The organism is Rhodobacter aestuarii, assembly GCF_900156655.1.
Taxonomy (GTDB): Bacteria; Pseudomonadota; Alphaproteobacteria; order Rhodobacterales; family Rhodobacteraceae; genus Rhodobacter; species Rhodobacter aestuarii.
Genome location: NZ_FTOG01000002.1, coordinates 294,317 through 315,654 on the forward strand (window position 1 = coordinate 294,317; position 21,338 = coordinate 315,654).

At 61.8% G+C, this 21,338-nt stretch carries 20 protein-coding genes; 13 read left to right on the forward strand and 7 right to left on the reverse strand.

Translation table 11 applies throughout. The annotated features are described in order from the left end of the window. Nucleotides 1-29: 29 nt before the first annotated feature. The gene (locus BW967_RS04595; RefSeq protein WP_076483869.1) at nucleotides 30-1,643 is read left to right on the forward strand and encodes a GMC family oxidoreductase; all 1,614 of its coding nucleotides are present in this window, start codon (nucleotides 30-32) and stop codon (nucleotides 1,641-1,643) included. Here BW967_RS04595 and BW967_RS04600 read toward each other — a convergent pair. The 3 genes from BW967_RS04600 to BW967_RS04610 all read right to left on the reverse strand — a co-directional run bounded on the left by BW967_RS04600 (nucleotide 1,640) and on the right by BW967_RS04610 (nucleotide 3,744). Then, on the reverse strand, nucleotides 1,640-2,368 hold the full coding sequence (locus BW967_RS04600) for a rhomboid family intramembrane serine protease (RefSeq protein WP_076483870.1): 729 nt from the start codon (nucleotides 2,366-2,368) through the stop codon (nucleotides 1,640-1,642). The two genes, BW967_RS04595 and BW967_RS04600, sit on opposite strands and share 4 nt — an antisense overlap. Nucleotides 2,369-2,410: 42 nt before the next feature. Continuing rightward, on the reverse strand, nucleotides 2,411-2,827 hold the full coding sequence (locus tag BW967_RS04605; RefSeq protein WP_076483871.1) for an META domain-containing protein: 417 nt from the start codon (nucleotides 2,825-2,827) through the stop codon (nucleotides 2,411-2,413). A gap of 74 nt (nucleotides 2,828-2,901) precedes the next feature. Next, nucleotides 2,902-3,744, reverse strand: a complete 843-nt coding sequence (locus BW967_RS04610; RefSeq protein WP_083951935.1) for a MerR family transcriptional regulator — start codon at nucleotides 3,742-3,744, stop codon at nucleotides 2,902-2,904. 112 nt (nucleotides 3,745-3,856) lie between these two features. On the opposite strand from BW967_RS04610, the gene BW967_RS04615 reads away from it, so the two are divergent. The 3 genes from BW967_RS04615 (at nucleotide 3,857) to BW967_RS04625 (ending at nucleotide 6,378) form a co-directional block, all read left to right on the forward strand. Further along, nucleotides 3,857-5,140: a 4-aminobutyrate--2-oxoglutarate transaminase gene (locus BW967_RS04615; RefSeq protein WP_076484012.1), complete on the forward strand. Its 1,284-nt coding sequence runs from the start codon at nucleotides 3,857-3,859 to the stop codon at nucleotides 5,138-5,140. 3 nt (nucleotides 5,141-5,143) lie between these two features. Continuing rightward, nucleotides 5,144-5,611 (forward strand): Lrp/AsnC family transcriptional regulator, encoded by a 468-nt coding sequence (locus BW967_RS04620; RefSeq protein ID WP_083951937.1) that lies wholly within the window; start codon nucleotides 5,144-5,146, stop codon nucleotides 5,609-5,611. A gap of 110 nt (nucleotides 5,612-5,721) precedes the next feature. Then, nucleotides 5,722-6,378 (forward strand): GcrA family cell cycle regulator, encoded by a 657-nt coding sequence (locus tag BW967_RS04625; protein WP_076484014.1) that lies wholly within the window; start codon nucleotides 5,722-5,724, stop codon nucleotides 6,376-6,378. 64 nt (nucleotides 6,379-6,442) lie between these two features. Here BW967_RS04625 and BW967_RS04630 read toward each other — a convergent pair whose 3' ends face one another. Together BW967_RS04630 and BW967_RS04635 are read right to left on the reverse strand one after the other, a co-directional pair. Continuing rightward, the gene (locus tag BW967_RS04630; protein ID WP_076483872.1) at nucleotides 6,443-7,711 is read right to left on the reverse strand and encodes an OmpP1/FadL family transporter; all 1,269 of its coding nucleotides are present in this window, start codon (nucleotides 7,709-7,711) and stop codon (nucleotides 6,443-6,445) included. A gap of 158 nt (nucleotides 7,712-7,869) precedes the next feature. After that, the gene (locus BW967_RS04635; protein ID WP_139327796.1) at nucleotides 7,870-9,036 is read right to left on the reverse strand and encodes a hypothetical protein; all 1,167 of its coding nucleotides are present in this window, start codon (nucleotides 9,034-9,036) and stop codon (nucleotides 7,870-7,872) included. A gap of 669 nt (nucleotides 9,037-9,705) precedes the next feature. On the opposite strand from BW967_RS04635, the gene rimO reads away from it, so the two are divergent. The 3 genes from rimO (at nucleotide 9,706) to pnp (ending at nucleotide 14,004) form a co-directional block, all read left to right on the forward strand. Then, complete coding sequence (gene rimO, locus BW967_RS04640; RefSeq protein ID WP_076483874.1) at nucleotides 9,706-11,100, forward strand: 30S ribosomal protein S12 methylthiotransferase RimO; 1,395 nt, start codon at nucleotides 9,706-9,708, stop codon at nucleotides 11,098-11,100. 217 nt (nucleotides 11,101-11,317) lie between these two features. Continuing rightward, nucleotides 11,318-11,524: a cold-shock protein gene (locus BW967_RS04645; RefSeq protein WP_076483875.1), complete on the forward strand. Its 207-nt coding sequence runs from the start codon at nucleotides 11,318-11,320 to the stop codon at nucleotides 11,522-11,524. A 332-nt stretch (nucleotides 11,525-11,856) separates the two neighbouring features. After that, nucleotides 11,857-14,004, forward strand: a complete 2,148-nt coding sequence (pnp, locus tag BW967_RS04650) for a polyribonucleotide nucleotidyltransferase (protein ID WP_076483876.1) — start codon at nucleotides 11,857-11,859, stop codon at nucleotides 14,002-14,004. 72 nt (nucleotides 14,005-14,076) lie between these two features. On the opposite strand, the gene BW967_RS04655 is transcribed toward pnp, so the two are convergent. Further along, entirely contained in the window at nucleotides 14,077-14,292 is a 216-nt protein-coding gene (locus BW967_RS04655; protein ID WP_076483877.1) for a DUF1127 domain-containing protein, read from the reverse strand. Between the two features lie 220 nt (nucleotides 14,293-14,512). On the opposite strand from BW967_RS04655, the gene BW967_RS04660 reads away from it, so the two are divergent. From BW967_RS04660 to BW967_RS04680, 5 genes are all read left to right on the forward strand, one after another. Further along, nucleotides 14,513-15,949: an aldehyde dehydrogenase family protein gene (locus tag BW967_RS04660; RefSeq protein ID WP_076483878.1), complete on the forward strand. Its 1,437-nt coding sequence runs from the start codon at nucleotides 14,513-14,515 to the stop codon at nucleotides 15,947-15,949. A 60-nt stretch (nucleotides 15,950-16,009) separates the two neighbouring features. Next, complete coding sequence (locus tag BW967_RS04665) at nucleotides 16,010-16,798, forward strand: exodeoxyribonuclease III (protein ID WP_076483879.1); 789 nt, start codon at nucleotides 16,010-16,012, stop codon at nucleotides 16,796-16,798. A 68-nt stretch (nucleotides 16,799-16,866) separates the two neighbouring features. Next, entirely contained in the window at nucleotides 16,867-17,778 is a 912-nt protein-coding gene (locus BW967_RS04670; RefSeq protein ID WP_076483880.1) for a thioredoxin family protein, read from the forward strand. A gap of 26 nt (nucleotides 17,779-17,804) precedes the next feature. Continuing rightward, nucleotides 17,805-18,443, forward strand: coding sequence for an LON peptidase substrate-binding domain-containing protein (locus BW967_RS04675; protein ID WP_076484015.1), 639 nt, complete (start codon nucleotides 17,805-17,807; stop codon nucleotides 18,441-18,443). Nucleotides 18,444-18,511: 68 nt separating this feature from the next. Beyond that, nucleotides 18,512-18,664 (forward strand): Trm112 family protein, encoded by a 153-nt coding sequence (locus BW967_RS04680; protein ID WP_245826447.1) that lies wholly within the window; start codon nucleotides 18,512-18,514, stop codon nucleotides 18,662-18,664. A gap of 3 nt (nucleotides 18,665-18,667) precedes the next feature. Here BW967_RS04680 and BW967_RS04685 read toward each other — a convergent pair whose 3' ends face one another. Further along, on the reverse strand, nucleotides 18,668-19,894 hold the full coding sequence (locus BW967_RS04685; RefSeq protein WP_076484016.1) for a UbiH/UbiF/VisC/COQ6 family ubiquinone biosynthesis hydroxylase: 1,227 nt from the start codon (nucleotides 19,892-19,894) through the stop codon (nucleotides 18,668-18,670). A 90-nt stretch (nucleotides 19,895-19,984) separates the two neighbouring features. Here BW967_RS04685 and BW967_RS04690 point away from each other — a divergent pair, with 90 nt between their 5' ends. Continuing rightward, a complete protein-coding gene (locus tag BW967_RS04690; protein ID WP_076483882.1) occupies nucleotides 19,985-21,301 on the forward strand; it encodes an amidase in 1,317 nt (438 codons plus the stop codon). Nucleotides 21,302-21,338 lie beyond the last annotated feature (37 nt).

Here is a 21,338-nt window from a genome sequence, read left to right on the forward strand (position 1 = left end):
TAGGCTCCTCCCATCCGGGAGGGGCCTTTTTGCAATTCGATTATGTGATCTTGGGCGGCGGCTCGGCGGGCGCGGTTCTGGCGGCACGGCTCAGCGAAGATGCCGATATATCCGTCTGCTTGGTCGAGGCGGGAGACGAGGCGCGCGATATTTTGGTGCGAGCACCCGCATTGGTGGCGGCTTTGGTGCCGGGCTATTTGCGCGCGCATAACTGGGCGCTGCACACCGTTCCGCAACCGGGGCTCAACGGGCGGAGGGGGTTCCAGCCGCGTGGGCGGGGGTTGGGCGGCTCTTCGGCCATTAACGCGATGCTCTATGTGCGCGGCCACCCGTCAGACTATGATCGCTGGGCCGAAATGGGCGCCACGGGCTGGGCGTGGGGGGATTGCCTGCCGTGGTTCAAAACGTCCGAGCGCAATATGCGCGGGGCGTGCGCCTTGCATGGCGATGCCGGGCCGCTGCAAGTGGGCGATCAACGCCGCCCGCGCAAAATCTCGCAAGCCTTTATCGAGGCTTGCGGCGCAGTCGGCTGCGCACCGAATGAGGATTTCAACGGGCCAGACCAAGAAGGCGCCGGGCTCTACCAAGTCACGCAATTTTGGGATGGGCCGCACAAGGGCGAGCGCTGTTCGGCGGCTGCCGCCTATCTGCACCCGGCAATGCAGCGCCCCAATCTGACCGTGCTGACCCGCAGCCGCGCCGACAAGATCCTGCTTGAGGATGGGCGCGCGGTGGGCGCTTTGGTGCGCCAAGGCCGCAAACGGTTGCGGGTTGAGGCGCGGGCAGAGGTGATTGTGTCGGCGGGCGCCTTTGGCTCCCCCCAGCTTTTGATGCTTTCGGGCATCGGCCCCGGCGCGCATCTGCAAAGCCTTGGCATTGCGGTGCGAAATAACCTGCCCGGTGTCGGTGAAAACCTGCATGACCACCTTGATTACATCATTTCCTATACCTCGCCCCGGCGCGATGTGGTGGGGCTGAACCCCGGCGGGCTGATGCGGCTTGCCCGCGCCGCAGGGGGCTGGCGCAAACATGGCGAGGGGCTTTTTGCCTCCCCCATGGCAGAGGGCGGGGCGTTCTTGCGCTCCTCGCCTCAAGAGCCGATCCCGGATTTACAGATGCATTTCGTTGTCGGCATCGTCGATCAGCACATGCGCAAGATGCATACGGCCAATGGCTGGTCTGCCCATATCTGTGCCCTGAGGCCCCATGGGCGCGGCACGCTGCGTCTGGCCTCAAGAAACCCGCGCAAAGCGCCGCTGATTGACCCCGCCTTTTTGGCGGATGCGCGCGATGAAGCGCTGATGCTGCGGGCCGGACAGGTGCTGGAAAAGATCACCTCAGCAGCGCCGTTGGCGCCGTGGCGGGGCGAGCGGCTGTACCCGCATGATGGATCAGATGCGGCGATCATGGCCGATATCCGCGCCCGCGCCGACACCGTTTATCACCCCGTTGGCACCTGCCGGATGGGCACCGATGAGCAGGCCGTGGTGGACCCAAAACTGCGGGTGCGCGGCATTGCAGGGCTGCGGGTGGTTGATGCCTCGGTCATGCCGCAGCTTGTCAGCGGCAATACCAATGCCCCAACGATCATGATTGCGGAACGCGCGGCGGCCTTTATCCGCGCCGATCGCAAAGGCGGTTAGCGCCGCCTGCGTGGCACGATCGGCACCGAGGTCGCTTGATAGTCGATGGACGGATGGGGCGGTTGGCCCTGCGTTTGCCCCCAAAACGCCGGGCCGCCAAGGCGCAAAAAGCGCGGCAAAATCATCGCAACGCCCGCCACGAAGCCCCCCACATGCGCCATATAGGCCACGCCATCGCTGCCCGCGCCAAGGCTGTTAAACAGCTGAAACGCGAACCATGCCCCCAGCACCCAAAAGGCGCGCAGGGTGAAAATTTTGTAGATGATGATGAAGATCACCAAAATATCGACACGGGCGCGGGGGAAGAGCAGCAAATACCCCCCCATCACCGCCGCCACCGCGCCAGAGGCCCCAACCATTGGCACCGAACTATGGGGCTCAAGCGCGATTTGCGCGGCCGCAGCAGCCAATCCGCCCAGCAGGTAAAAGATCGCAAAGCCAAAATGGCCAAGCTGGTCTTCTAAGTTGTCACCAAAGACCCATAAAAACAGCATATTACCGCCGATATGCATGATCCCGGCATGTAAGAACATGTAGGTGAACAGCCCATGCAGCCAGACGCCATGCGTGACCGCCTCGGGATACAGCGCGCCCTGCAGCCACAGCCCGCGCATATTGCCCCCCCAATCTACGGTGAGCAGATAGATGATAAGATTGAGCGCAATGATCGCCCAAGTGACCCAAGGCGTGCGGTTCGACGGGTTGTGATCGCGGATCGGGAACATGAGGCGAGCCTTTCGGAAACCTGTGGCGGCGTCAAGCGGGGCTCATTTATGTGCACGGATCAGCGGCTTGCCTTCAAGATCGGTGAATTCCAGCGTCTCGCCCACAAGCCGCAGCCCCTTGGCGCGGCCAATCGTGGAATGGAAGGCCTGCTCCACCTCCATCTCCGTAGGCGGGCACATCATCCGGGTGCCGCTCAGCGCGCCGACATGCAACAGGTTTTCACGCATCTCGACCCGGCCAGAATAGCGATTGCAGCCAGATTGCCCCGCAATCACCCCCGGTTCAGGCGCGGTCATCGTGACCGCGATCCCATCGGGCACCACCATGCCCGCAATATCGAACACATGCCATTGGCTCGCGTGATCGAGCAGGTTCAGCGGATCGGTCAAAGGTTTGGGCACCTCTTCCTTGCAGGCGGCAAGGGCAAGGACCAGAACAAGCAGCAGGCTCGGGCGCATGGGCACTCCATCAATTTGGACGAGACTGCGCTTGCCCAGACGACGACGCAAGCCGCCTCACGCAAAGGTGTGCCCTAGAACGTGGGCGGCGTGTTCACCCAGATCACCACCGTGCGCCCGTCAGCGGCATTGGCCCAAGCATGCGGTCGGCGGCTTTCAAAATAGATGCTGTCGCCGGGGCCAAGTTCGTGCAGTTCATCGCCATCTAGGGTGATGCGAAAGCGCCCCTCAATCACGGTGATAAACTCTTCGCCCGCATGGCCATAGCCGCCCTCAGACGCGGCACCGGGGGCGAGAATGAAGCGGTGGCAATCCATCTGCCGCTCGCCCTCAGCCAAAACTTCGACCCGCACGCCCTCGACCGGCATCGGCCAAATCCGCGCCGCGCCCGCGCGCACAACGGGATGCCCCTCTTCCTCCTGCCCAGAGAGGCGCGAGACCGTGGTGCCATAATATTGCGCGAGATCGGCAAGCGTCTTGAAGGACACGCCTGCCCCGGTGCGCTCAAGCGTGCTGAGCCCAGAGGCCGAGGCCCCAACGGCCTGCGCCACCGCCTCCAGCGTTTCGCCGCGCGCTTGGCGCAATTGGCGCAAAGCCGCGCCAAGCGGTTCGTTGGTGATCGCGGCCTCAGTGGGTGCGCTGTTTTCACTTTCGAGCGCGGCCCGAATGGCCGCCGGGTTCAACCCCGCCTCGCGCCGCAAATAAGCGATGCGCTGCAACCGCGCCACATCCGCCGCCGCGTAAAGCCGCTGCCCAGAGGCACGGCGCTGCGGTGTCACCAAGCCTTGCGTCTCCCACAGCCGCAAGGTGGAGGGCGCAACCCCCGCCGCGCGTGCCGCCTCGGTCACCCGAAACAGCGGGGGCGGCGCATCGGGTTCCGTGTCGGAGGAAACAGGTTTGGGCAATGGATCAGTCATTTTTGCAGCCTTACGCCCAGAAGATGCGCCCTGCCACCGAAACTGACAAGAATTTTCTTGCAGAAAAAATGCAAAGTGATGAAGGATGGGGCATCTCGAATCGGAGCCCCCCATGACTGTCCAGACCTCGCCGGAACTCACCGCACGCCGCCAAGACGCCATCGCCAAGGGCGTTGGTATGACGACGCAGATCTATGCCGAACGGGCAGAGAATGCGGAGATCTGGGACAAAAACGGCACCCGTTACATCGACTTTGCGGCGGGCATCGCGGTGGTGAACACCGGGCACCGCCACCCAAAGGTGATCGAGGCGGTGAAGAAGCAATTGGATGCGTTCACCCACACCTGCCACCAAGTCGTGCCTTATGAAAACTACCTCGCGCTGGCCGAGCGGCTGAATGCGCTGGTGCCGGGGGATTTTGCGAAGAAAACCATCTTTGCGACCACTGGGGCGGAAGCGGTGGAAAACGCCGTGAAGATCGCGCGGCACTATACCGGGCGCGCGGGCGTTGTGGCCTTTGCGGGCGGCTTTCATGGCCGTACTTTCATGGGCATGACGCTGACCGGCAAGGTCGCGCCCTATAAAGCGGGCTTCGGCCCGATGATGAATGATGTTTGGCACCTGCCCTTCCCCTGCCCGCTGCATGGCGTGAGCGCCGAAGAGGCCGTCGCGGGGCTGGAGCGGCTCTTTAAAGCGGATATCGAACCGGGCCGTGTGGCGGCGATTATCGTTGAACCCGTGCAGGGCGAAGGCGGCTTCTACCCGGTGCCCGAAGGGTTCATGGGCAAGCTGCGCGAACTTTGCGACAAGCATGGGATCGTGCTGATTGCCGATGAAGTGCAGACTGGCTTTGCCCGCACCGGCAAGCTTTTCGCGATGGAACACCACGGCGTTGCGGCGGACCTCACCACGATGGCGAAGGGGCTGGGCGGGGGTTTCCCGATCTCGGCGGTGACCGGGAAAGCCGAAATTATGGACAGCCCGAACCCCGGCGGGCTGGGCGGCACCTATGCCGGTGCGCCGATTGCCGTGGCTGCCGCCCATGCGGTTTTGGATGTGATCGAAGAAGAAGACCTTTGCGCCCGCGCCGAACGCTTGGGGGCACGGCTCAAACAACGCTTGGCGGCGATGCAAGACGCGGTGCCGGAAATCGTCGATATCCGCGGCCCCGGCTTCATGAATGCGGTCGAATTCAACGTCGCCGGCACCGAGACGCCGAACCCCGAAATGACCAACCGCATCCGCGAAGAAGCGCTGAAACGCGGCCTGATCCTGCTCACCTGCGGGGTTTATGGCAATGTGATCCGCTTCCTTGCGCCGCTCACCATCCCCGATGCAATCTTTGACGAGGCGCTTGATATCCTTGAAGCCTCGATCCTTGCGGCAAAGGGCTAAACGATGTGGGGCGAGGCACCGCACGGGCCTGAGCGGCTGGATACCACCGACCAACGCCTGATCGCGGCCTTGCGCCGCGACGGGCGAGCGGCGGTCTCTGACCTTGCCGGGCACTTAGGTCTGTCGCGCGCCACGGTGCGCGCGCGGATTGAGCGGCTGATGAACCGGGGGGAAATTTCGGGCTTCACGGTGATCACCCGCACCGATGTCGCCACCGCCCCGGTGCGCGGGCTGATGATGCTGGCCATCGACGGGCGGCAAACCGAAAAGATCGTCACGCGCCTTTTGGGTCTGCCGCCGGTGCAAGCCGTGCACACCACCAATGGGCAATGGGATCTGATCGCGGAAATTGGCGCACGGTCTTTGGCGGAACTGGACGAGACACTGTTGCAAATCCGCCGTCTTGAGGGTGTCAGCCGCACCGAGACGAACCTACAGCTCTCGTCGCGCCGCCCCGCAGCCCGGTTCTAGGCGAACTCGCGCGCGAGGCCTTGAATTTCCGGGTCTTCGGTTGTATCTCGCCACGTCCCGGTTAGAATGGGTCAAGACCGCCCCCGAAGGGCGCCAACGAAGGTATGCCGATGTCCTGGACCGATGAACGCGTCGAACTTCTCAAGAAGATGTGGACCGAGGGGCAATCTGCCAGCCAGATCGCTAAGGAACTGGGCGGGGTGACCCGCAATGCCGTGATCGGCAAGGTTCACCGGCTGGGCTTGTCGAACCGGGTGGAAGGGGGCGCAAGTGCCGCCGCTGCGGCCCCTGCCGCCGCGCCCGCGCCCAAACCCGCCGCACCGGAACCCACGCCCGCCCCCGCCGCTGCGGCCCCTGCCGCGCGCCCGGAACCCGAGGTTGAAGTCGAGCCCGTGCGCCCGGCTGCCGCCGCAACCCCGCGCCCGACGCCCGCGCCCGCTGCTGCGCCTAGCGCCCCCACGGCGGCCCCGGCACCTGCGCTGCGTAAACCGGGCATTGTGCCCGCTGGCCAACCGCTGCCGCCGCAGCCCTCGCTCAATGAAATCAGCCCTGAGACGCTGGCTTCGGTCCGCGAAGTGGAAAAACGCTCGCGCAAAATCTCGCTGATGGAACTGACCGAGCGCACCTGCAAATGGCCGATCGGCGACCCGGCAACGGACAATTTCTATTTCTGCGGCCTGCCCGCGCAAGCTGGCAAACCCTATTGCGAGGCGCATGTCTCGGTCGCATTCCAACCGATGAGCGCCCGCCGCGACCGCCGTCGCTAAGTGCGACAAAAATCAAAGCAAAAAGGGCGCCGCGTGGCGCCCTTTGTTGTTTCTGGAGAAAGGCTTAGAACTTCCGGGTCCAGCCAATCGCGGCAGAAACTTGGTGCATCTTGATCTCTACTGCACCGCCGCCCATTGCCAGTGGAATCGACGGGTTCGACACGCTGTTCGACAAGACGTAGCTGACCGAGAAATCAAGCTGATCGCGATCATTGAGCCGTTTGGAGCCCCCGACACTGAAGTGATCTTCGACCACGCCGGGCGCCAAAATGTTCAGCGCGACGTCTTCCGGCCCAATTGGGTTCGTGGCATGGGCATAGCCTGCGCGCCACGTCATATCGGGCGATTGCTGCCACTCGGCCCCGATGCGAATGACATCCACATCATCCCAGCCAAAGCCTGCGCCGCCCGCAGCCCCAAAGGCCCCGGCATCGGTCGCATTCCCGACCGCACCGATATCGCTATAGAAAATGCGCTGCACATCCAAAAGCAGCGTCAGATCACTGCGCGCCTTAAACGCCAAACCAGCGGTGATCGAGGCCGGAATGTCAAAATCCCCGCCATCTTCAAAAAGCCCGGCATATTTGTCGAATTTCGACATATCGAACCGGGTTTGCCCAGACAGACCAAGCGTCAACTGCGGGCTCACCTCATATTGCATCCCAAGCCGTAGCCCGACGCCATAAGACATCTCATGCGCCATATTGGTCATGTTTGCCCCGTTGACAGACATCCCAGCGAAAGCACCCAGCCCCTCTGCCCCAAAGCTTTGAATGGCGAGCGTCGGCGCAATCCCCCAACTAAACGCCCCGTCTTTTTTCGCATAGGTCGCCGAAATGAAAAGCTGCGTCAGGTCCACACCCGCTTCGCCGCCGCAAAAGACCCCGGTGCCCCCGCCACACCCGAGCGCGCTATTCGCAACAGCCGGATAAGAAGTGTTCATGCCGCCATTGCCATAAACGGCAAAGTTCAAGACCGCGCCATTGGCGAGCGGGCGGTTATAGGCGAAGTTCGGCACCGGAAAGATGTTTTGGTCGCTTTTCACCGTGCCGGGGGCAATCATCATGGTGCCCGTGCCGGTATATTCCCGAAACGGCGCGAACAGCTCCACGCCCATATTCATCTGATGCCCGACCGAGGCAACGGCAGCCGGGTTGATCGCGCCGGACATCGCATCTTGGCTAAAGGCCACACCTGCGCCCGCCACGCCGCGTTGCGCAGTGCCGTAGCCAAGAGCAAAATAGCCTTCGGTCGCCTGCGCCGCGAAGGGAAGCCCGGCCAAGAGGCACAGCGCCACGCCCCCAGCCAAACGGGATTTCGCAGAGAAATTCATAGGGTCCTCCATCAGCGCCGGAGAGGGGCTTTGGGTCTTCCCGACACACGAAGCCCCCGGCCCGACCCCGCGCATCGTGACTTCTGCACAGCGAGCATAAACTTTCCGTGATCTAAATCATATATTTCATTTTCACTGAGTGATTGGGGCGGGAAGGCTCAGTCTTTCTTGCCTAGCACCCCGGTGAACACCGCCGCCGCCGTGGCCAAAAGCAACCAGCCCGAAAGCTGCACAGCCCAACGCGCCCAATAAAGCGTTAGGCCAAACGCGCCCCGATCTTTGGAAGGCGCCCAAGCATCTTCCTGCCCCAATGTGTCGAGCGGTAAGAACAGGTCAAGAGCATAAAGCGCGGGCGAAAAGGTCTCGTAATCGCGGTAGGCGGTGCTTTGCTCCCAAAGCTGCAACGGCATGGTGCAACCTTCAACTTGTTGCGCTTTGCACCCCTGCTGAGAGGCATCGAGCCATTCCGCCGAAGTTAGCACCACGGGCGAGGCGGGGGCAAATTCCCCGCGTTGATAGGTTTGATCGGAGAGCCACCACGTCGCAATCAGGATCAACAGCGCTGTGCGCAAGGCTTTGAATGGGGCGTGACCAAAGCCAAAGGTATCTCGATATATCCGGCCCCAAATAAGGGAAAGGATAGCGGTCCCTTTCCCAAATGTATCGGGCTTTGATTGCGCCATGGCACGCGCGAAGGCCGCCCACATCAGCCGTTCATCGCGGGCAAACCGCACCTTGGCCGCATCAATACGGTGGCCCATGCTTTCGTAAACCTTGGCAAGCTGACTATAAGGCTGCGGGTCGAAATCTCTTCGCGTTGAAGGTTTTGTTGTTGGGGAAGTAAGCGTCCGCTCCCCCTTCCGCGCCAAGAGAGCGAGGCGGTCCTGCACCGTCATATCGCTTTGAATCGAGTCGTAGCGGAATCCGGAGAGTTTGGCGGTTTCGACGCAGGCCCAAGAGGCGGTGTCGTCGGTCAAGCGGGAAACGCTGGTTTCGGTGAGGTCGAGAGCTTCGACGGCTCCAGAGATTTCTTCCCAGAAGAATCCGCCGCCGATCTTTGCGCCCTCGGCGTCGAAAACCCCCTCGATCTTTGCTGATCGGCAACGAAGATTTCCTGTCACCTCTGTCCGCACGAAGTTCACCTCGCCCGTGGCGGTGAACCCGTTGCGCAAGAACACATTCGCTCCGATCACGGCGCTATCGCAGTTCAAGGCGCGACCCTGCAGTGCCGAGAAACTGCCGCCATCGCAAGAGAGTTGCCCGGTGATCTTGGCCCCCACGAAGTTCACCTCGCCCGTGGCGGTGAAACCGTCGCTCAGGAACACGGCCGCCCCGATTACGGCGGCATCGCAATTCAACGCGCGGCCCTCAGTCACCGAAAGGGTGCTGCCGATGCAGTCCAAAGTGCCAGCTATGCGCGCCCCTGCCAGATCGACCAGGCCGTTCGACTCGAGGCCCTTTCGCAGAAACACATTTCCCGCGCAAGTCAGCCTGTGGGCATTCAGCCCCGGCAGTATTGATCCCTGAAGGAACAGGTGTTTCAGGTGTGCATCTTGCAGCAGCGGGGGCGCTTCGAAAACGCAAGCGTTTGCTTTTAGCGAGCGGCCGCAGTCCACTTCCTCCAGATCAAGTTTGTTCCCGATCCAGAGTCCCCACAATTCGACCCCTTCGTGGCGGCAGGTCACGCCGGGCAGGTCCTTGGTCAGCAGCCAGCGGATAAGCCGTGCGTCAAAGCGGTTTTCGTCGGTCGCGACCTCGGGGCTTCTCAGGTCGGCCCAATTTAAATCGTTGCTGCGGGCCCACCCCCCCGACACGATAAACTCTCGCTCCCGTGGCCAAAGCTCTCGCTCCAGTCGCTTCTCCGCCCATTCAAACGGGTCACTCAAATCATTACCGGCCATACGAGCCCCTCCAATATCGGGCCATCGTGCGCAGTCACCAGCTTTCGCGCAAGGTGCTTCCCGTCGCAGGGGTTCCCGGTGTATAGCGCTGCCATGAGCCAGAACCCGCCCGATCTTCGCCCCGACCTTGCGCCCAAAGCGCAATTGACTGATGCGCCGCGCCCCGGCCAGCCGACCATTGGCATGGTCAGCCTTGGTTGCCCCAAGGCGCTGGTGGATAGTGAGCGCATTCTCACCCGCCTGCGGGCCGAGGGCTATGCGATCTCGCCCTCTTACCAAGGGGCCGAGGCGGTGATTGTGAACACCTGTGGTTTCCTTGACAGCGCCAAGGCCGAAAGCCTTGAGGCGATTGGCGAGGCTTTGGCGGAAAACGGCAAGGTGATTGTGACCGGCTGCTTGGGCGCGGAGCCCGAGTTCATTACCGGGGTGCATCCCAAGGTTTTGGCGGTGACGGGGCCCGAGCAATATGAACAGGTGCTCGATGCTGTGCATGGGGCCGTGCCGCCCAAGCCCGACCCGTTTGTTGATCTGCTGCCGCCGACCGGGGTGAAGCTGACGCCGCGCCATTTCAGCTATTTGAAAATTTCAGAGGGCTGCAACCACGCCTGCAAATTCTGCATCATCCCCGATATGCGCGGCAAGCTGGTGAGCCGCCCTGCCCATGCAGTCCTGCGCGAGGCGGAAAAGCTGGTGGAGGCGGGCGTGCGGGAGTTGTTGGTGATCAGCCAAGACACCTCCGCCTATGGGCTGGACCGCAAGCATGAAGCGAGCCCGTGGAAAGAAGGCGAGGTGCGCGCGCATATCACCGACCTGACCCGCGCATTGGGCCAAATCGCGCAGCCTTCGGGGGCTTGGGTGCGGCTGCACTATGTCTACCCCTACCCGCATGTGCGCGAGATGATCCCGCTGATGGCGGAGGGGCTGGTGCTGCCCTATCTGGATATTCCGTTCCAACACGCCCACCCAGATACGCTCAAACGCATGGCGCGGCCCGCGGCTTCGGCCAAAACGCTTGATGAAATCGCGGCGTGGCGGCGCGATTGCCCCGAGATCGTGCTGCGTTCGACCTTTATCGTCGGCTACCCCGGCGAGACCGAGGAAGAGTTCCAATATCTGCTTGATTGGATGGATGAGGCGCAACTCGACCGGGTGGGCTGCTTCCAATATGAAAACGTGGCCGGGGCGCGCTCCAACGACCTGCCCGACCATGTGCCTGACGCGGTGAAGCAAGAGCGTTGGGACCGTTTCATGGAAAAAGCGCAAGCGATTTCAGAAGCGAAGCTCGAAGCCAAAGTGGGCAGCCTGCAACAGGTTCTGGTCGATGCCGTCGATGATGAGGGCGCCACCTGCCGCACCCGCGCCGATGCGCCCGAAATTGATGGAAATCTCTTCATCGACGAAGATTTCGAGGGGCTTAGCCCCGGCGATATGGTGACCGTCGAGGTCGAAGAAGCCTCTGATTATGACCTCTGGGGGCGGATCGTCTGATCCCCCCATAGGCCGCAATGTCGCGTGCCAAAATGCCCCGCGTCCCAATGACCATTGCAATTTCCTTGCTTTTTCGGTGCGTTTGCGGGCATACAACTCCCGCGCAACGCGCTAGCTCGACGACCTGCTCCGTTACCGGCTTCAGTAGTTCTCGATCGTGACGTGACTGAGCCGGGCCGCCGCAATTTCGCGGGCGGCATGTAAAAGGAGACGACGGATGGCCAACGGCACCGTGAAATGGTTCAACCAAACCAAAGGCTTCGGCTTCATCGCCCCGGAAACCGGTGGCAAGGACGTGTTCGTCCACATCTCGGCGGTGGAACGCGCCGGTCTGCGTGGCCTCAATGACGGCCAAGCGGTGACCTTCGACCTCGAAAAAGGTCGTGACGGTCGCGAATCGGCGATCAACCTCGCGCTGGCCTAAGCCTAAGCGCAGAGATGATGCGAAGCGGTCCCATCGGGGCCGCTTTTTTCTTTGTGCAAAAGGATTTCTGGCGATGAGAGGGGCGGTGATGCGGCCCGCGCGCCGAAACACCTCAGGATGCACCAGCGAATCACCGCAAAACCCAAGGTTGTAGCACCGCCTTCAAACTCCATGCTTCCCAAACGCCTTATTTTCCTGTATGCGCGCCCCATCTGCGACGTGAGTCCACGCCCCCGGGACACATGCGAAGGATAGGGGGCGGCGGCAATGGGGCCGCCATATGCCGGGAGACATGGGACGGGCCCATGCGTGCTCCCAGACAGGATACGCTGATGTTCAACGTTACGAAAAAATCGATCCAGTGGGGCGAAGAAACGCTCACTCTGGAAACGGGCAAGGTTGCCCGTCAGGCCGATGGCTCGGTGATCGCCACTTTGGGCGAGACCTCGGTCATGGCCAACGTGACCTTCGCCAAAGAGGCGAAGCCGGGGCAGGATTTCTTCCCGCTGACCGTGCACTACCAAGAGAAATACTATGCCGCGGGCAAAATCCCCGGCGGCTTCTTCAAGCGTGAAGCGCGTCCTTCCGAAAAGGAAACGCTGACCTCGCGCCTGATCGACCGTCCGTGCCGTCCGCTGTTCGTGCCGGGCTTCAAACATGAAGTGCTGGTGATGGCCACGGTTCTGTCGTGCGACCTCGTGAACGACCCCGACGTTGTGGCGATGATCGCCGCTTCCGCCGCGCTCACCATCTCGGGCGTTCCCTTCATGGGGCCGATCGGCGCCGCGCGCGTGGGCTTTGTGAACGGCGAATACGTGCTGAACCCGGCCATGGACGACATGACCAAGCTGCGCGACAACCCCGAGCAACGCCTTGACCTTGTCATCGCCGGCACCAAAGACGCCGTGATGATGGTGGAATCGGAAGCTTATGAGCTGACCGAAGAAGAAATGCTCGGCGCCGTGAAATTCGGCCATGACGCGATGCAACCGGTGATCGACCTGATCATCTCGCTCGCCGAAGACGCCGCGAAAGAGCCCTTCGACTTCACCCCGCCCGATTACTCGGATCTCTATGCGAAGGTGAAAGAAGCTGGCGAAGCCGAAATGCGCGCCGCTTTTGCGATCAAAGACAAACAAGAGCGCTCGAACGCGATTTCGGCGGCGGTCGACACGATCAAGTCGAAACTGTCGGAAGACGATCTGGCCGACATCAACCTCGGCTCGGCGATCAAAAAGCTGGAATCGGGCATCCTGCGCGGTGACATCATCAATGGTGGCGCCCGTATCGACGGCCGCGACACCAAAACCGTGCGCCCGATCGTGGCGGAAGTCGGCATGCTGCCGCGCACCCACGGCTCGGCGCTGTTCACCCGTGGCGAGACCCAAGGCCTTGTGGTCACCACGCTCGGCACCGGCGATGACGAACAAATCATCGACGCGCTGAACGGCAACTACCGCTCGAACTTCCTGCTGCACTACAACTTCCCGCCCTACTCGGTTGGCGAAGTGGGCCGTGTGGGCTCGCCCGGCCGTCGTGAAATCGGCCACGGCAAACTGGCGTGGCGTGCGCTGCAAGCGGTTCTGCCCGCAGCGACCGACTTCCCCTACACGATCCGCGTGGTGTCGGAAATCACCGAGTCGAACGGCTCCTCGTCGATGGCTTCGGTCTGCGGCGGGTCGCTCTCGATGATGGATGCGGGCGTGCCGCTCAAAGCCCCGGTGGCTGGCGTGGCGATGGGCCTGATCTTGGAAGATGACGGCAAATGGGCCGTGCTCACCGACATCTTGGGTGACGAAGACCACCTTGGCGACATGGACTTCAAAGTGGCGGGCACCGAAGCCGGTATCACTTCGCTGCAAATGGACATCAAGGTTGCGGGCATCACCCCGGCGATCATGGAGCAGGCGCTTGCGCAGGCGAAAGATGGCCGGATGCACATCCTTGGCGAGATGAGCAAAGCCCTTTCGGCTGGCCGTCAAGAATTCTCGGCCCATGCCCCGCGCATTGAAACGATGCAGATCCCGACCGACAAGATCCGTGAAGTGATCGGCTCGGGCGGCAAAGTGATCCGCGAGATCGTTGAAGTGTCGGGCGCCAAAGTCGACATCAATGACGACGGCATCATCAAGATCGCCTCGGCCAATGCCGAAGCCATCAAGAAGGCCTATGACATGATCTATTCGATCGTGGCTGAGCCGGAAGAAGGCAAAATCTACCGCGGCAAAGTCGTGAAGCTCGTCGATTTCGGCGCCTTCGTGAATTTCTTCGGCAAGCGCGATGGTCTGGTGCACGTCAGCCAAATCGCTGGCAAACGCCTGAACCACCCGAACGAAGCGCTGAAAGAAGGCCAAGAAGTTTGGGTCAAGCTGCTGGGCTTCGACGATCGTGGCAAGGTGCGCCTTGGCATGAAGATGGTCGACCAAGAGACCGGCGAAGAGATCGTGGCCGAGAAAAAGGAAGAGCAGCCCGAGGGCTGATCTGACCAAGCCTAAAAATGAGCGCAGCCCCCGCTATCGGCGGGGGCTGTTGCGTTAGAGCTTCAGCTTTTCTTAGCGGCCGTAGACGGTTTGACGGGCAATTTCATGCGCGTTCAAACGCGACAGACCGATATCGTCCCAGTCACGGTTGCTCATGTTTTGCAACTCGTCGAGCAGCGCAAGATATTTGCTGTGCTTTGCACGGGCCGCGCGGAATTGTTCGATCTTGCGGGCGATGGGTTCCAGCGTCAGGCGCCGGGGCAGAGCTAGGGAAGCGGCGAAGGTCATGTGAGCCTCGTTGGTTTAAAGTTTTCCTCCCGATAACGCTAACCTAGTGCTTTGCAGGCGCGCGCACAAACGGCGATCCGGAATTGCCGCAATGCAGAAAGCGCATGACTGGTAAGGTCTTGTTACCAGATAGCGCAAACATTGTGCAAAGCACCCCTGACAGTGATGGCTTGTGTTGCACTCTGTGCCCTGTCACGCTGGCCCGATCAGGGAGGGAGCCATGATCGAAAAACGCGAGTTCTACATTGGCGGCCATTGGGTCGCCCCCGCCATGCCGCGCGACCATTTCGTGATCGACCCCTCGACCGAAGAACCCTGCGCGATCATTTCTCTGGGAGATCAGGCCGATACCGATGCCGCCGTGGCCGCCGCGCGCAAGGCCGGGCCGGGGTGGGCCGCCACGCCCCCGGCGGAGCGGCTGGCCTTTGTGGAACGGCTCCTTACCCTCTACCAAGCCCGCGCGGAGGAAATGGCCCGCGCGATCAGCCTTGAGATGGGTGCACCAATTGATATGGCGCTGGCCTCTCAGGTTGAGGCGGGCACGTGGCATATCACCAACTTCATCACCGCCGCCAAAGCTTTTGAGTGGGTGCACCCCTTGGGCGATGGCACCTCCGGCGCGATGATCGCTTATGAACCGGTGGGCGTGGTGGGCCTGATCACCCCTTGGAACTGGCCAATGAACCAGATCACGCTCAAGGTGATCCCGGCGCTGCTTGCGGGCTGCACGATGGTGCTCAAACCCTCGGAAGAGGCGCCGCTTTCCGCGCTTTTGTTCGCGGAACTTGTGCATGAGGCGGGCGTGCCCCCCGGTGTGTTCAACCTTGTGAACGGCGATGGTTTGGGCGTGGGCACGCAGCTTTCCACGCATGCAGATGTGGAAATGATCTCCTTCACCGGCTCCACCCGTGCGGGGCGCGCGATTTCCAAAGCGGCGGCAGAGACATTGAAGCGCGTCTGTCTTGAACTGGGCGGCAAGGGCGCGAACCTGATCTTTGCCGATGCCGATGAAAAGGCGGTCGCGCGCGGGGTTCGGCATTGCTTCCAAAACTCCGGCCAAAGCTGCAACGCGCCAACGCGGATGCTGGTGGAGCGCGCCGCCTATGACCGCGCGGTGGACATTGCCACCGAAGTCGCCGCACAAACCCGTGTTGGCTCGGCGCATGAGGCGGGCCGCCATATCGGCCCGGTGGTGAATGAAGCGCAATTTGAGAAAATCCAAAGCCTGATCGAAACCGGGATCAAAGAAGGTGCCCGGCTTGTGGCGGGCGGGCTTGGCCGCCCCGAAGGGCTGAACAAGGGGTTTTACATCCGCCCCACGGTCTTTGCCGATTGCACGCCAGAGATGACCCTTATGAACGAAGAAATCTTTGGCCCTGTGCTCTCGATCATGCCCTTTGACAGCGAAGAAGAGGCCGTCGCCATCGCGAATGCCACGCCCTATGGGCTGACGAATTACGTGCAATCGCAAGATGGCACACGGCGCAATCGGCTGGCGCGGGCCCTGCGCGCGGGCATGGTAGAGATGAACGGGCAAAGCCGTGGCGCCGGGGCACCCTTTGGCGGAGTGCGCGCCTCGGGCCGTGCGCGCGAAGGCGGACGCTGGGGGATTGAAGAATTTTGTGAGGTGAAGTCGATCTCGGGCTGGGAAGAGTAAGCCCCGCCCTTGCCCTTTTGGCCATGCCGGGCCATTCTCGCGCGCCCAAAGGAGAGACGCATGACCTTCACCCTCGCCACTTGGAACATCAACTCGGTCCGCCTGCGCGAGGCGCTGGTGTGCCGCTTGATGACCGAGGAAGCCCCCGACGTTTTATGCCTGCAAGAATGCAAAAGCCCGGTCGAAAAGATCCCCTTCGCGGCCTTTGAAGCCTTGGGCTACCGCTACATGGTGGCACGTGGGCAAAAGGGCTATAACGGCGTTGCGATCTTGTCGAAACTGCCGATGGAAGAGGCCGCGGCAGAAGATTACGCCAACCTCGGCCACGCCCGCCACATTGCCGGGCAGCTCGAAAACGGGGTGACGATCCACAATTTCTACGTGCCCGCAGGCGGCGATGTGCCCGACCGAGAGCAAAACGTGAAATTTGGCCAAAAGCTCGATTTCCTGACCCATATGCGCGATGATTTCATGGCCGCCAAACCGCAAAAGTCGATCCTCGTGGGGGATTTGAACATCGCCCCGCGCGAAGATGACGTGTGGAACCACAAGGCGCTTTTGAAGATCGTGTCGCATACGCCGATTGAGGTGGAGCATCTCACGCAGGTGCAAGCAGCGGGCGATTGGGTCGATGTCACCCGCAAAGACATCCCCGAGGGGCGGCTTTATTCGTGGTGGTCTTATCGCTCACCCGATTGGGATGGGGCCGATAAGGGACGCCGTCTCGACCATCTTTGGGCCACGCCCGATATTGCGAGCGCCGCGCATTCCAGCCGCATTCTGCGCGCGGTGCGGGGTTGGGAACAGCCCTCGGATCACGCGCCCGTCTTCGCCACATTCGATCTTTGAGATATGGCCCCTTGGCGTGGTGCAAGTGGCACCGCATATAGGGGCAAAGACCGCGAAAGAGGATTTCCATGTTCGGAACCGAAACCACCCCAGCGCAAAGCTATGTGAAAGACGTCACCGAGGCGAATTTCATGGCCGAGGTTGTCGATGCCTCGATGGCGACCCCGGTGATTGTTGACTTTTGGGCGCCTTGGTGCGGCCCGTGCAAACAGCTTGGCCCGATGCTTGAAGAGGCGGTGAATGCCGCCAAGGGCAAAGTGCTGATGGCCAAGATCAACGTTGATGACAACCAACGCCTCGCCCAAGCTTTGGCGCAACAGGGCCTGCCTTTGCAATCTATCCCCACCGTTGTGGCGTTCTTTGAAGGCCGCCCGGTGGATATGTTCCAAGGCGCGGTGCCCGCTTCGCAGGTGAAGGCGTTCGTTGAAAAACTCGCCGCACTTGCGGGAGATGGCGGGCTTGGTGAAGCGATTGCCGCCGCCGAGGAAATGTTGGCCCAAGGCGCGGCCGTTGATGCTGCCGAGACCTTCGCCGCAATCTTGGGTGAAGAGCCGGAAAACGCGGAAGCCTATGGCGGGCTGGTGCGGGCGCATCTGGCCACCGGCAATTTGGATCAAGCCGAGCAACTGCTTGCCGCGACGCCTGAAAAAATTGCCACCGCCGCCCCGGTTGAAGCCGCGCGCGCGCAACTCGCGCTTGCCAAACAAGCCGCTGAAGCTGGCCCGCTTGATGATCTGAAAGCCAAGATTGAGGCCAACCCCGACGATCATCAGGCCCGGTTTGACTATGCCACCGCGCTTCATGCGGCGGGTCAGGTAGAAGAAGCGGTCGAGCAATTGTTGGAGCTTTTCCGGCGTGACCGCGAATGGAACGAGGCCGCCGCGAAAACGCAGCTTTTCACCATTTTTGACGCGCTTAAACCGACCGATCCGATTGTTGCCAAAGGGCGCCGTCGGCTCTCGTCGATGATATTTGCCTGAGGCGAGAGGCGGGCTATTTGATGCTTATGATCAAGCCCAGTGACCTGCCAGACCAGATCCCGCTGTTCCCGTTGCCCGGGGCGCTTTTGCTGCCTCGGGGGCGGTTGCCGCTGCATATCTTTGAGCCGCGCTATTTGCAGATGGTGGAAGATTGCCTGAAAACGCCGCAACGGCTGATTGGCATGATCCAACCTTGCAAGGGGCGCGACGGCGAAGAGCGGCTTTCCGTAATTGGCTGCGCCGGGCGGCTCACCGGTTTTTCGGAAACTGAAGATGGTCGCTATATGATCACGCTTTCAGGCGTTTCGCGCTTTCGCCTTGGCAAAGAGATTGAGGGATTCACCCCCTATCGGCGCGCCGAAGTGAGTTGGGCGCATTTTGAGCGCGATCTGGGCATGACAGAACATGACCCGGAATTTGACCGCGAAACCTTCTTGGAAACGCTCGCGCGTTATTTCCATGCGCAAGGGTTGGACACCGATTGGGAAGCGCTAAAAGATGCGGAAGATGAGTTGCTGATCAACTCGCTTTCGATGCTCTTGCCGCTCGAACCCGAAGACAAGCAAGCCTTGCTTGAGGCCCCAAGCCTGACCACGCGGCGCGAAACGCTGATCACGCTGTTGGAATTTGTGCTCCACGGTGGCGGCGACGAGCGCAAGCAATGAGCGAGGCAGAGGCCGAAAACCTGCCCGCCGTCGTGCCAGAATCGCAGCGCGGTGGGTTTGATCGGCGGATGCTGGAGGCGCTGGTGTGCCCGTTCACGCAAACCACCCTGCGCTATGATGCCGAGCGGCAGGAATTGGTGTCAAAAGCCGCCGGGCTCGCTTATCCGATCCGCGGCGGCATTCCGATTTTGCTCGCCGATGAGGCGCGGCGGCTGAAGTAACGATTAGACCGGGCGACCCTGCATCAGTTTGGGCAAGGGACCAGCAATCCCTGCGGCTTGTCGCATGAAGCCGCGCCGCAGCGGGCCAATTGCTTGAACGATCCCCATGCCCAAATCGCGCCCCGCGCGAAGGACCGGGTTATCATTCGAAAAAAGCTGGTTCACCGCATCCATGCCCAAAGCCATCGCGGTGGAGTCAAACCGCCGCCAAGTTTGATACCGGTCGAGCACGAAGGTCGTGCCGTAGTCTTCGCCCCGGCGCAGCGCCTCAATCACCACTTCTGCCAAAGCAGCGACATCGCGCAGGCCAAGGTTGAGCCCCTGCCCCGCGATCGGGTGCACCCCATGCGCAGCATCGCCGATCAGCGCGACGCGCGGCGCGACATAGGCTTTCGCAAGCGTCAGATTGAGCGGATAGCTAAAGCGCGGCCCGGCGAGCCGAATTTCGCCCAGAAAATCACCAAAGCGCGGGCGAACAAGCGCCATGAAATCCGCGTCATCAAGCTTTTGCACCACGGCGGCGTTTTCATCCCGCTCGCTCCAGACAATCGAAGAGCGATTGCCCATCAGCGGCAAGATCGCCAGCGGACCCGAGGTCATGAACATCTGATAGGCAATGCCTTCATGCGGCTTTTCATGTTCAATCGCAGCCACAAGCGCGGTTTGGCCATAGCCCCAACCCTCGCGGGTGATGCCCGCACGCTCGGCCACGCCAGAACGCCGCCCATCGGCTCCCACCAAAAGCTTGCCCGTCAGGCTGCGACCATCAGAAAGCGTCGCCTTAATGCCGCCGGGCAGTTCTTCTTGCGCTACAACCGAGGTTTCGGAGATCAGCGTGATCTGCGGATTGGCTTCCACTGCCGCCATCAAAGCGCGATAGAGAAACCGATCTTCGAGCATGTAGCCGACGGGCTTTTGATCCAGTTCGCGGCTGTCGAAATGCAAAAAGAACGGGGCCACCCCCTCGCCGGGGCGACCGTCAAAGGCTTTCACATCATTGATCGGCTGCGCTTTGGCGGCGACCGCGGGCCAAAGGCCAAGCGCGGTCAGCAGCTTTTGCGAGCCAAGTGCCAGCGCATAGGCGCGGCCATCGAATGCATCCTCGGCGCGGCGCGTTGCGGGCGCCGCGTCAATCACGGTCACGCTCAGCCCCGCTTGCGCAAGGGCCAAGGCAAGCGCGGGGCCATTTAGGCCGCCACCAGCGATAAGAACGTCGGAATCCTGTGTCATGCGCCCAATATGGCGCGTGCTGCGGGATTGTCCATTGCCCAAGCGAGGGCTAGCTTGCGAAGAATACACCCTGTGGGCGAGGAGGCGGGAATGCTAGAGCGGTTCTGGTCGGCGGCAGCACAAGGACAGGCGATGGCCGAGGGGCGGCTGGACCCGGTCGAATTGGCGGAATCCTATCTGGAGGCAGCCGAACCCCGCCACGATGTCTACGCAAGGTTGACCGCGGATCGCGCGCGGTTTGAGGCCATGGCCGCGCGCACACGGCTTTTGGACGGCTTGGGGCGCGGCCCGCTGGATGGCGTGGCGCTCAGCTGGAAAGACCTGTTTGACAGTGCCGGCACGGTGACAGAGGCAGGCTCGCTTTTGCTGGCCGGGCGCGTGCCCGACGAAGATGCCGAGGTGCTGCGCCAAGCCTCACTGGCGGGCACGGTTTGTTTGGGCAAAACGCATATGACCGAACTGGCCTTTTCCGGCCTTGGGCTAAACCCCAACACCGCCACGCCCCCCAATGCGGTGACGCGCGGCTTGGCCCCGGGGGGATCTAGCTCGGGCGCGGCGGTCTCGGTCAAGCTGGGGCTGGCGGCGGCGGCGGTAGGGTCTGACACCGGCGGCTCGGTGCGCATTCCGGCGGCATGGAACGATATTGTCGGGCTTAAAACCACACACGGGCGGGTCTCCACCCGCGGGGTGGTGCCGCTGTGCAAGCGGTTTGACACGGTCGGTCCGCTGGCCCGCACGGTGGAAGATTGCGCTTTGGTGCTCGCCGCTTTGGAAGGCAGCAAGGCCCCCGATTTGCGCGGGGCAACGCTCGATGGTGCGCGGCTTTTGGTGCTGGATGGCCTACCCTTTGACAGTATCCGGGAGGCCCCAGCACGGGGCTTTGAAAGTGCCGTGGCCAAACTTGCGCGCGCAGGCGCGACGGTCGAGCATATGGCGCTGCCAATGGTTGGCCCGGCGATGGACCTTTCCGGCCTTCTATTCGCGCCCGAGGCCTATGGGCTGTGGCACGACACCATCGAAGCCGCGCCCGAGAAAATGTATCCGCTAATTTTGCAACGCTTCCGGGGCGGCGCGCAGGTCAGCGCGGCTGTGTATGTGAAGGGCTGGGATGATCTGGCCCGCTATCGCGCGGAATTTTATGCCGCCACTGCCGGGTATGATGCGGTGCTGGTGCCCACCGCGCCGATCTTGCCGCCCGATGCCTTGCGGCTTTTGACCGATGCCGCGTATTTTGAAACCGAAAACCTGCTTGCGCTGCGCAACACCCGCCTTGCCAATATCTTCGGCCTTTGCGCGTTGACGCTGCCAACGGGTGAGCCGATGTGCGGGCTGTCGCTGATGGGCAAGCCGATGCGGGAAGAGGCATTGCTGCGTCTGGGCATGGCGGTTGAAGCCGCGCTTGGCTGAAAAGTCACAGATCAGGCACGGCACTCCCTCTAAGAGT

Excerpts from the sequence above, each read along its gene's own strand:
- BW967_RS04600 (WP_076483870.1), bottom strand. The coding sequence starts at position 2,368 with ATGTTCCCGATCCGCGATCACAACCCGTCGAACCGCACGCCTTGGGTC.
- BW967_RS04605 (WP_076483871.1), bottom strand. The coding sequence starts at position 2,827 with ATGCGCCCGAGCCTGCTGCTTGTTCTGGTCCTTGCCCTTGCCGCCTGC.
- BW967_RS04610 (WP_083951935.1), bottom strand. The coding sequence starts at position 3,744 with ATGACTGATCCATTGCCCAAACCTGTTTCCTCCGACACGGAACCCGAT.
- BW967_RS04615 (WP_076484012.1), top strand. The coding sequence starts at position 3,857 with ATGACTGTCCAGACCTCGCCGGAACTCACCGCACGCCGCCAAGACGCC.
- BW967_RS04620 (WP_083951937.1), top strand. The coding sequence starts at position 5,144 with ATGTGGGGCGAGGCACCGCACGGGCCTGAGCGGCTGGATACCACCGAC.
- BW967_RS04625 (WP_076484014.1), top strand. The coding sequence starts at position 5,722 with ATGTCCTGGACCGATGAACGCGTCGAACTTCTCAAGAAGATGTGGACC.
- BW967_RS04630 (WP_076483872.1), bottom strand. The coding sequence starts at position 7,711 with ATGAATTTCTCTGCGAAATCCCGTTTGGCTGGGGGCGTGGCGCTGTGC.
- rimO (WP_076483874.1), top strand. The coding sequence starts at position 9,706 with ATGAGCCAGAACCCGCCCGATCTTCGCCCCGACCTTGCGCCCAAAGCG.
- BW967_RS04645 (WP_076483875.1), top strand. The coding sequence starts at position 11,318 with ATGGCCAACGGCACCGTGAAATGGTTCAACCAAACCAAAGGCTTCGGC.
- pnp (WP_076483876.1), top strand. The coding sequence starts at position 11,857 with ATGTTCAACGTTACGAAAAAATCGATCCAGTGGGGCGAAGAAACGCTC.
- BW967_RS04655 (WP_076483877.1), bottom strand. The coding sequence starts at position 14,292 with ATGACCTTCGCCGCTTCCCTAGCTCTGCCCCGGCGCCTGACGCTGGAA.
- BW967_RS04660 (WP_076483878.1), top strand. The coding sequence starts at position 14,513 with ATGATCGAAAAACGCGAGTTCTACATTGGCGGCCATTGGGTCGCCCCC.
- BW967_RS04665 (WP_076483879.1), top strand. The coding sequence starts at position 16,010 with ATGACCTTCACCCTCGCCACTTGGAACATCAACTCGGTCCGCCTGCGC.
- BW967_RS04670 (WP_076483880.1), top strand. The coding sequence starts at position 16,867 with ATGTTCGGAACCGAAACCACCCCAGCGCAAAGCTATGTGAAAGACGTC.
- BW967_RS04675 (WP_076484015.1), top strand. The coding sequence starts at position 17,805 with ATGATCAAGCCCAGTGACCTGCCAGACCAGATCCCGCTGTTCCCGTTG.
- BW967_RS04680 (WP_245826447.1), top strand. The coding sequence starts at position 18,512 with ATGCTGGAGGCGCTGGTGTGCCCGTTCACGCAAACCACCCTGCGCTAT.
- BW967_RS04685 (WP_076484016.1), bottom strand. The coding sequence starts at position 19,894 with ATGACACAGGATTCCGACGTTCTTATCGCTGGTGGCGGCCTAAATGGC.
- BW967_RS04690 (WP_076483882.1), top strand. The coding sequence starts at position 19,985 with ATGCTAGAGCGGTTCTGGTCGGCGGCAGCACAAGGACAGGCGATGGCC.